Source organism: Pseudomonas wayambapalatensis (assembly GCF_049942315.1).
Taxonomy (GTDB): domain Bacteria; phylum Pseudomonadota; class Gammaproteobacteria; order Pseudomonadales; family Pseudomonadaceae; genus Aquipseudomonas; species Aquipseudomonas wayambapalatensis.
The window spans coordinates 1-10,861 of record NZ_JBNFMU010000054.1 but is presented as its reverse complement, the minus strand read 5'-3'; the positions used below and the strand labels follow the sequence as shown (position 1 = coordinate 10,861).

Sequence of the window (10,861 nt, the reverse complement as noted above, 5' to 3'; positions counted from 1 at the left end):
CAGATCGAGGTGCTGGCCAGCACGCCCTGAATGTCCGCCTGGCTGTATACCTGCTGCGACCAGGCCACCAGCGCGGCGACGTTGCGGTGGGCGATGGCCACGCCTTTCGGGCGGCCAGTGGAGCCGGAGGTATAGATCACATAGGCCAGGTTATCGGGCACGGCACGGGCTGGCAGGTCACTGTCGTCGCCGTCCAGCGTTAGCTCATCAAGCAGCACGGTTGCGAAGGCACCGTCCACCGCCAGTGCATCGAGCACCGCGCGTTCGCTGATCAGCACACGGGCAGCGCTGTCGTCGAGCATGTAGCTGACGCGCTCGGCCGGATAGTCCGGGTCCAGCGGCACGTAGGCGCCACCGGCCTTGAGCACTGCCAGCAGCGCCACCAGCATCGACATGCCGCGCGGCAAGGCCACACCGACCCGCACTTCGGCGCCGACACCCAGGCTCACCAGGTGGCGGGCCAGGCGGTTGGCGCGAGCGTTGAGGGTGGCGTAGTCCAGTTGCTCATCGCCCCAGATCGCCGCCAACGCCTGCGGCGTGCGACGTACCTGGGCTTCGATCAGGCTATGGATGCACTGGCTGCGGTCGAAGTCCAGGCCGTTGGCGTTCCACTGCCGTTCGATGCGGGTCCGTTCACGGCCCTCCAGCAAGGTCAACTGGTGCAACGGTGCCTGAGCGTCGGCACAGAACTGCTCCAGCAGGTGCAGCAGGTGACGCGCCACGCCCTCGACGGCGCTGTCGCGCAATTGCGTGCGGTCGTAGTTGAAGTGCAGGGTCAGCTCACGCCCGGCGGCCACCGCCAGGGTCAGCGGGTAGTTGCTTTGCTCGTGAGCACGCACCGCGCTGAAACGCAGGCTCTGATCGCCCCCTTGCTCCAGGGCCTCGGCGATGGGGTAGTTCTCGAACACCAGCAAGGTGTCGAACAGGCCCTGGCTACCCTGCTCGGCCCACCGCTGGATTTCGAACAACGGTGTGTGCTCGTGCTCGCGCAGAGCCAGGTTGACGCCCTGGACCGTCTGCAACCACTGCGCCAGCGACCCCTGCGCATCGGGCGCGGCGATCACCGGCAGGGTGTTGATGAACAGGCCGATCTGCTGCTCGATGCCCTTGAGCTCCGCCGGGCGACCCGCCACGGTGGCGCCGAAGCACACGCTGCGCTGCCCGGTATAGCGCTGCAACAGCAACAGCCAGGCGGCCTGCACCAGCGTGTTGACCGTCACTTTGTGCTGGCGCGCCAGCGCGCCGAGGCGCTCCATGGCCTGGGCATCGAGGCCAGCATGATGATCGGCATAACCGCCCTGCCCGCCAGGCTGCGGCGCCGGCAAGGCACGCGACAGCCAGGTCGGGGCCTGCAGACCGCTCAATTGCTGGCGCCAGAACGCCTCGCGGGCCTGCGCCGGCTGGCGCTGCAGCCAGCCGATGTAGTCGCGGTAATGCCCGGACGGCGCTGCGATGGCCTGCCCGGCATAGCGCTGCAGCACCTCGCCCAGCAGTTGGGCGGTGCTCCAGCCGTCCATCAGGAGGTGATGGCTGGTGAAGATCAGGTGATGGCTGTTGGCACCGTTGCCCACCAGCAACAGGCGCAGCAACGGCGCCTGCTCCAGATCGAACCCTTGCTCACGGGCTTCGCGTGCCAAGGCATCGAGCCGTGCGTTGTCCGGCACCTGGCCGTCCCAGCGCACCTCGGTGAACGGCACCTGCACCTGGCGCTGCACCACCTGCAGCGGCCGGGTCAGCTCGCCCTGCCAGCGCAGCCCCGTACGCAGGATCGCGTGGGCCTCGACGGTGGCCTGCCAGGCGGCCTGGAAGCGCGCCACATCCAGGCCCTGCACATCGGCGCGCATCTGGTTGATGTAGCCACCGCCCGCCTGGTCGTAGAGCGAGTGGAACAACATGCCGTGCTGCATCGGCGACAGCGGGTAGATGTCCTCGACCGTGCTGGCGTCCAGTTGCAGCGCATCCAGGCCGGCCTGGTCCAGCTCGGCCAACGGCACATCGGACGGGGTCAGCCCGGCGTGGCCAGCCTCGGTGCAGTGCTCGACCAGGGCGCTGAGTGCCTCGCGGTAGGCATCGGCCAGGCCTTGCACAGTGGCGACTTCGAGCATCTGCGGGCTGAAGGTCCAGCTCAGGCTCAACTGGCCGTCATACACCTGGCCATTGAGGGTCAGCCAGTTGCCCAGTTGTGCAGTGTCGCCCTGCTCGCGGCCACGGGCCTCGCCACTGGGGCGCAGCAATGCCTGTTGTGGGTCGAAGCTGGCGTCGAACTGGCCAAGGTAGTTGAAGGTGATACGCGGCTGCGCCAGCGCCTGCAGCGCCGCACGATCATCGGCGCTGCCAAGGTAACGCAGCACGCCGAAGCCCAGGCCCTTGTCGGGCACCGCGCGCAGTTGCTCCTTGACGCGCTTGATCGCGCTGCCCAGGTCGGCACAGTGGTCCAGACGCACCGGGAACAGGCTGGTGAACCAGCCAACGGTACGGGTCAGGTCGATGTCGTCGAACAGCTCCTCGCGGCCATGGCCTTCAAGCTGGACCAAGGCACTGTCGCTACCGCACCAGGGCGCCACGACCCGTGCCAGGGCGGTCAGCAGCAGGTCGTTGACCTGGGTGCGATAGGCCGCCGGTGCCTCTTGCAGCAGGCGCCGGGTGGTCTCGGCATCCAGCCGGGTGTGCACGGTGTGGGCCAGGGCGTTGGCCAGCGAGCCTTGCGGGTCGTTCACCGGCAGGTCGCGCGGTGCGCCGGCCAGTGCCGTCTGCCAATAGGCCATCTGCCCGCGCATCTCGCCCTCGGTCGCAGCCGCCAGGCGCTCGGCCCAGGCCTTGAGCGAGCTGGTCTTGGCCGGCAGGACGCACGGCTGGCCGGCGTCCAGTTGCGTCAGCGCCTGTTGCAGGTCATCGAACAGGATGCGCCAGGAAATACCGTCGACCACCAGGTGATGAATGACCAGCAACAGGCGCTGGCTGCCATCGGCGAGCTGCGCCAGTACCGCGCGCAGCAGCGAACCGTCTTCCAGCGCCAGGCTGCCCTGCGCGCGGTCGGCCAGGGCCTCCAGCGCAGCGTCGTCCTCGACGTCGGCCTGCCACAGCAACGCCGACTGCTGGTAGAGCGCCTGCATCGCCTCTGGGGTTCGGAAGTGTGCGCCCTGGGCGCCGAACGACAGGCGCAGGGCATCGTGGTGGTTCACCAGTTGGCTCAGGGCTGCGGCCAGCGTCTCGACCTGCAGGGCGCGCGCGGGCTTGAGCCAGACCGACTGGTTCCAGCGCGCAGGCTCTGCAGGCAACGCGGCGAAGAACGCCTGTTGGGCCGGCAGCAGCGGCAGGCTGCCGTGCACCGGACCCTGGTCGATGACCAGCCCCTGGCCACCCACCTCGGCGACCTGGGCCAGGGCGCGGATGGTCTGGTGCTGGAACAGTTGTTTGGGGGTGAAACGAATACCCACCTGGCGGGCACGGCTGACCAGCTGGATGGAGACGATCGAGTCGCCGCCCAGTTCGAAGAAGTTGTCGGTCACGCCCAACGCCGGGCACTTGAGCACGTCCTGCCACAGCGCGTGCAGGCGCAGCTCCAGGTCGTTGGCCGGTGCGACCTGCTCGCTGCCCGCACTGGCTTCAGGCAGCGGCAGCGCCTTGCGGTCGAGCTTGCCGTTGCTGGTCAGCGGGAACGCGTCCAGCAGCAACAGGTGGTTGGGCACCATGTAGGCCGGCAACTGCCCTTGCAGCGCCTCGCGCAGGGCGCCAGCCAACTGCTCGTCCTGGCCCGGCTCGGGCACCACGTAGGCCAGCAACTGCTGCTCACGCGCCAGCACCAGCGCCTGGCGAACACCCGGCAGCGCGACCAGGCGCGCCTCGATCTCGCCGAGCTCGATGCGCAGGCCGCGAATCTTCACCTGATGATCGATGCGCCCGAGGTAGTCGATCACCCCGTCGTCAGCCTGGCGCACCAGGTCGCCACTGCGGTACAGGCGCGCGCCGGGTCGGCTGGAGAACGGATCGGGCACGAAACGCTCGGCGGTCAGCGCCGGGCGCTGGTGGTAACCGCGTGCCAGGCCTTCGCCACCGATGCACAGCTCGCCGGCAGCGCCCGCCGGACACACCTGCAACGCCTCGCCCAGCACATAGGCGCTGGCATTGTCGATCGGCGTGCCCAGCGGCACTACCGCCCCTGCCAGCACGGCCGGGACTTCGCACGCGGTGCTGTCGATGGTCGCCTCGGTCGGGCCATAGAGGTTGACCAGGCGCCCTTGCCAGCGCTCGCGCAGCTGTGCGCACAACTGCGCACTCAGGGCCTCGCCGCCGCACAGCACGGTGCGCAGGCTGGCCAGTTGCTCGGGACGAGCCTGGGGCAGCATCGCCTGCAACAGCGAAGGCGCCGATTGCAGCACGGTGATGCCGTGCGCCTGAACCTGCTCCCACAGTTGCGCCAGCGACTCATCCTGCCCCGGCGCCGCCAGTACCAGACGCGCGCCGCAGATCAGCGGCAACCAGAACTCCCACACCGACGCATCGAAGCTGATCGCGGTCTTCTGCAACACGCGGTCCTCGGCCGTCAGCGGCAAGCACTCGCGCATCCACGCCATGTGGTTGCCAAGGCCGGCATGGCGCACCGCCACGCCCTTGGGCTGGCCGGTGGAGCCGGAGGTGTAGATCAGGTAGGCCAGGTGCTCACCGTCCACCGCGACCTGCGGGGCGATGAAATCGGCGTCCTCCATGGCGGTCGCCGACTCGAGCGCCAGCACGTCCAGCCCCTGCGGCAACGGCAGTTGCGCCAGCAGGGCCGGCTGAGCGAGCAGCAGGCCGATGCCGCTGTCGTCGAACATGTAGGCCAGACGCTCGGCAGGATAGGCCGGGTCGAACGGCACATAGGCCGCACCGGCCTTGAGCACGGCCAGCAGCCCCACCACCAGTTCCAGGCTGCGCTCGGCAGCGATGCCCACGCGCACCTCGGGGCCGACGCCACGGGCGATCAGTTCACGGGCCAGGCGATTGGCCCGCGCGTCGAGCTCGGCATAACTGTACTGCTGCCCGGCGCAGACCACGGCCACGGCCTGGGGCGTGCGCTCGGCCTGGGCCTGCACTTGCAGGTGCACCGGGCGGGCATCGGCATGCACCACCTGCGACCCCTGGGCACGCAGGCGCACCTGCTCGGTTTCGGCGGCGCTCATCAGCGCCAGCTCGGCGCAACGCTGGTCAGGCTCGGCGACGATGGCCGCGAGCAGCGTTTGCCAGTGAGCGACCAGACGCTGCACGGTGCCGCGCTCGAACAGGTCGGTGGCGTAGGTGAAGGCGGCGATCAGCGCGTCGTCGGACTCATGGGTTTCCAGGGTCAGGTCGAACTGCGCGGTGGGGTTGTCCCAGGCCACCCCTTCGACGCGCAGGTCACTGCCCGGCGCGGCCTGGGCCTGGCCGCGCGCCGGGGCACTGCGCTGGTGGTTGAACATGACCTGGAACAGCGGCGCATGGCTGAGGCTGCGCTGCGGTTGCAGGGCTTCGACCAGTTGCTCGAACGGCAGATCCTGATGCTCCTGGGCGCGCAACGCGGTGTGCTTGACCTGCTCGAGGAAGGCGCGGAATGGCTGCTGCCCGTCGATCTCGGCGCGCAGCACCTGGGTGTTGACGAAGAAGCCGAGCAACCCCTCGGTTTCCGGGCGGTTGCGGTTGGCCACCGGCACCCCGACACGGATATCGTGCTGGCCGCTGTAGCGGTGCAGGAACAGTTGGAAGCTTGCCAGCAACAGCATGAACAGGGTCGCGCCCTGCCCCTGGGCCAGGCTGCGTAATTGACGGCTGAGGTCGGCATCGAGGCTCACCTCCAGGCGCTCGCCACGCAGGCTCTGCACCGCCGGGCGCGGACGGTCGCCCGGCAGCGCCAGCAACGGCTGCTCGCCGCCCAGTTGCTCACGCCAGTAGTGCAACTGGCGCTCGCGCTCGCCGGCTTCCATCCAGTGCCGCTGCCAGATCGCATAGTCGGCGTACTGGATCGGCAGCGCCGCCGCCACAGGTGCCTGCCCCTGGCTGAATGCACCGTAGGCCCGCACCAGCTCGCCGATCATGATCTGGATCGAGGCGCCGTCGGCGATGATGTGGTGCTGGACGATGGCCAGCACATGGTCGTGCTCACCCACCTTCAGCAGGCTGGCACGCACCAGCGCGCCGTCGAACAGGTCGAACACCTGCTGGGTCAGGGCTTCGACCCGGGCCTTGATGCAGGCATCCAGCGCCGCATCGCCCGGGGTGCCGGCAACCAGTTGCTCGTGCGCCAGGGGTAGTCCCGCGGGCGGCAGGATACGCTGGCTGAGGCGCCCGTCCTGCTCGGCAAAGCGGGTGCGCAGGCTTTCATGGCGCTGCTCGAGCCAATCGAGGCTGCGCTGCAGGGCGTCGATGTCCAGGTGGCCGCGCAGACGCAGCACGGTCGCCAGGTTATAGGCGGTGCTGCCAGGGTCCATCTGCCAGAGGAACCATTGGCGCTCCTGGGCGTAGGACACCGGCAGTGTTTCGAAGGCTGACTGCACCTGCGGGATCGGCAGGTTGGCCGGGGACACCCCCTCCGCCAGCATCTTCTCCAGGTACAGGCGGCGCTTTTCAAGCGGCAGGGTAATGAAGCGCTGCGCAATTCTCAGGGCTGCTTGGGTTTCCATCAAACTTCCTCCATTTCGTCAAGCAGCCATTCGAGCTTGCTCAATTTCGATTCATCCACCACCTGCCCACCTGCCTGGCCCAGCGCCTCGGCGAACTGCTCCAGCACCGGGGCCTGGAACACCAACTGCGGCGACAGCTTCAGGCCCAGCGCCAGTTGCAGGCGCGAGACCACGCTGACGGCCAGCAGCGAATGCCCGCCCAACTCGAAGAAGTGGTCGTGCACACCGACCTGCTCCAGTTGCAGCACCTGCTGCCAGACCTCGGCGACCTGGCGTTCCAGATCCGTGCGTGGGGCTTGGTAGGCCTGGCGTGCAGCGCTGGCGTCGACGGCGGGCAGGGCCTTGCGGTCGAGCTTGCCGTTGGGGGTCAACGGCATGCGTTCAAGCACCTGGATATGCGCCGGCACCATGTAGGCCGGCAGCCGCTCGGCCAGGCTCTGGCGCAGCGCCTCGCGCAGACCGTTGCTGCCCGCCTCGCCTACCTCCAGAGGCACCACATAGCCCACCAGTTGTGCGCCGCCCGCGCCGTCGCGGGCAATCACCACGGCCTCGCGGACCTGCGGATGGTCCTGCATCAGGGCCTGGATCTCGCCCAGCTCGATGCGGAAGCCGCGGATCTTCACCTGATGATCCAGGCGCGCGAGGTACTCCAGGGTGCCATCGGCCAGGTGGCGCACCAGGTCACCCGTGCGGTACAGCCGCGAGCCGTCGTCGGCGAACGGATGCGGTACGAAGCGCTCGGCACTCAGTGCCGCACGGCCGTGGTAGCCGCGGGCCAGGCCTTCGCCGCCGATCAGCAGCTCACCGGCCACGCCCGGCGCCACCGGTTGCAGGTCGGGACCGACGACGAACAGCGTGGTGTTGCCGATGGCTTCGCCCAGCAGCGGTGCCGGCTGTGCGGCGTCCAGGCGCCTGCGTGCCGACCAGATGGTGGTCTCGGTGGGGCCATACAGGTTCCACACTTCGCCCCCCAGGGCGAGCATGCGCAGGCTCAGTTCCGGCGCCAGCGCCTCACCGCCACAGAGCATGCGGCAACCGCGCAGCAGCTCGGCCTGCGGGTTGTCGAGCAGCATGCGCCAGGTCGACGGCGTGGCCTGCACCACGTTCACGGCCTGCTCGCGCACCACCTCCAGCAGTTGATCCGGATCGCGTGCAGCCTGGCGATCCACCAGCACCACACGTGCGCCGCGCACCAACGGCAGGAAGATTTCCAGACCGAAGATATCGAACGAGAAGGTGGTCAGCGACAGCACCCGGTCGTGGGCCTGCAACCCTGGCGCTGCCGCCATGCTGTCGAGGAAGTTGCCAAGCCCCCGGTGCGGGACCATTACGCCCTTGGGCCGCCCGGTGGAACCGGAGGTGTAGATCACATAGGCCAGGTGGTCGTCAGCCACCGCCACCTGCGGGTCATGGGTCGCCAGTGCGTCCAGCGCATCCGATTCCGCTCCCAGCAGCATCTGCCGAACACCCTGCGGCAGGTTGCGTCGCTCGGCCAGGTGGGCCTGGGTCAGCAGCAGGCCGATGCCGCTGTCCTGGATCATGTAGTCCAGGCGCTCTTCGGGGAAGTCCGGGTCCAGTGGCACGTAGGCGCCACCGGCCTTGAGCACGGCCAGCAGTGCGACCAGCATTTCCAGGCCACGGTCCAGGCACAGCCCCACCAGGCGATCTGGCCCCACACCTTGGGCAATCAGGCCATGGGCCAGACGATTGGCGCGCAGGTTGAGCTCGGCGTAGCTGATCGATTGCGCGCCATGGACGGCGGCGATGGCCTGTGGTTGCGCCTGGGCCTGGGCCTCGAACTGACGGTGCACCGGCAGCCAGCTCAGGTCGTGGCCGACCTGCCCGCTCCAATCGTGCAGCACCTGGCGGCGCAGGGCCGCAGGCAGGCTGTCGACCTCGCCCAGCGGGCGTTCGGCATCTTCGACCAGGGCGTCGAGGATCTGCGCCAGTTGCGCCGCCAGCCCGGCGATCTGTGCCGGGGTGAAGCACTGCGGGTCGAAGCTGTATTGCAGGCTCAGTTGCGCGCCAGCGTTGACCAGCAGGGTCAAGGCGTAGTTGGTCTGTTCGAGGTTGTCGATGGCGCCGAAGCGCAGGCCATCCGGCGCACGCGCCTGCAGCACGTCCGACACCGGGTAGTTCTCGAACACCAGCAGGCTGTCGAACAGGGCTTCACCGCCCTGCCCGGCCCAGCGCTGGATGTCGAACAGCGGCGTGTACTCATGCTCGCGCAGGCTCAGGTTCTGCGCCTGCAGGCCCTGCAGCAGGCTGGCTACACTGTGCTGGGCGTGCAGGGTCAGCGCCACCGGCAAGGTGTTGATGAACAGACCGACCTGCTGCTCGACCCCGGCCAGCTCCGACGGGCGCCCCGCCACCGTGGCACCGAAGCACACGGTCTGCTGCCCTTGGTGGCGCTGCAACAGCAGCGCCCAAGCCGCTTGCAGCAAGGTATTGAGGGTGACTTTCTGCTCGCGGGCAAACGCCGCCAGGCGCGCACTGCGCTGGGCATCGAACACCTGGTCGTGCTGGGCGTGGGCCTGCTCATCGCTGGCCGGCGTGGCGCCACGGAACACTTGGGCCAACAGGGTCGGCTCGTCCAGCTCGGCCAGTTGCGCGCGCCAGAAGTCCTGGTTGCCCTGCTGATCCTGGCGAGCCAGCCAGTCGATGTAGTCGCGGTAGCGTCCGCGTGGCGCGTCCTGTGCCTGGCCGTTGTAGTGCTGGAGCACTTCGGACAGCACCTGCGCGTGGCTCCAGCCATCCATCAGGATGTGGTGATAGGTGTAGATGAAGTGGTGACGGCCTTGGCCAAGGTCCACCAGCAGCAGGCGCAACAGCGGCGCACTGGCCAGTTCGAAGCCCTGCTGGCGCTGGGCATCGGCCAGGGCCTGCAGGGCCGGGGCTGGCGCGTCCAGGTCACGCAGGTCATGGACGCTGAATGGCACCTCGACCTGCTGGCGAACCACCTGCAGCGGCTGGGCCAGATCGCCTTCCCAGACGAAGGCGGTGCGCAGGATGTCGTGGGCCTGCACCGTGGCCTGCCAGGCCGCCTGGAAACGCTGCGGGTCGAGGCCATCGATGTCGACACGCATCTGGTTGATGTAGTCGCCGCTGGCCTGCTCGTAGAGGCTGTGGAACAGCATGCCCTGCTGCATCGGCGACAGGGGGTAGAGGTCCTGGATCGCCTGCGCTGCCACCGGCAGGGCATCGAGCTGGGCCTGATCGAGACCGGCCAGGGGGAAGTCCGACGGTGTCACGCCGGCGACACCGGCCGTGCAGCAATGGCCGACCAACGCCACCAGCTCGCGCTGGTAGTCCTCGGCCAGGCGCTGCAGCGTGGCGACATCGAAGCGCTCGCGGCTGAAGGTCCAGCTGATCTGCAGGCGGCCATCGAACACCTGGCCGTTGAGGTTGAGCCAGTTGTCCAGCGGCGCCTCGGGTGAATGTTCGGCGCCACGGTTTTCCCCGGCGGGCAGCCAGGCGGGCGACTCGTCGGCAAAGCTGGCATCGAGCTGGCCGAGGTAGTTGAAGGTGATGCGTGGGGTCGGGAGCGCACCCAGGGTGTCGCGCACCGAGGCGTCGCCCAGGTGACGCAGCACACCGAAGCCCAAGCCGTTATCGGGAATCGCGCGCAGTTGCTCCTTGATCTGCTTGAGCGAGTCGCCCAGGCCTGCCGCCGGGGTCAGGCGCACCGGGAACACGCTGGTGAACCAGCCGACGCTGCGGGTCAGGTCGAGGTGTTCGAACAGGTCTTCGCGGCCATGGCCTTCCAGTTGTACCAGGGCATGGTCGTGGCCGGTCCAGCGGCAGATCACACGGGCCAGGGCCGTCAGCAACAGGTCGTTGATACGGGTGCGGTAGGCGGCGGGCGCCTGCTGCAGCAGTTGCCGGGTCTGCTCGGCATCCAGTCTGCTGTGCACCGTCACGCCGTCGCAGTTGCGATTGGCGGCGTCCAGGCGCTGGCACGGCAGGCTGTCGTGGGCGCCTTCGAGGGTTGTACGCCAGAAGTCCAGCGACTGCTGCAGGCGCGGGCTTTGCGCGGCGCGTTGCAGTTCACCGGCCCAGTCGCGTTGCGAGCTGGTCTTGCCCGGCAGGGCCAGGGGCTTGCCGCTGCTCAGTTGCTCGAAGGCCAGTTGCAGGTCTTCGAGCAACTGAGCAGCGGCAAGCCCCTGGCCCTGCCGGGCAAGACCAGCTCGCAACGCGACTGGGCCGGTGAACTGCAACGCGCCGCGCAA

2 protein-coding genes are annotated in these 10,861 nt (G+C 68.6%); both read right to left on the bottom strand.

From position 1 onward, the window contains the following. A partial coding sequence (locus ACPZMI_RS01665; protein ID WP_426351560.1) for an amino acid adenylation domain-containing protein occupies positions 1–6,632 on the bottom strand: 6,632 nt, incomplete at its 3' end. After that, complete coding sequence (locus tag ACPZMI_RS01660; RefSeq protein ID WP_426351559.1) at positions 6,632–10,777, bottom strand: amino acid adenylation domain-containing protein; 4,146 nt, start codon at positions 10,775–10,777, stop codon at positions 6,632–6,634. The genes ACPZMI_RS01665 and ACPZMI_RS01660, both read right to left, overlap by 1 nt. Positions 10,778–10,861: the final 84 nt, after the last annotated feature.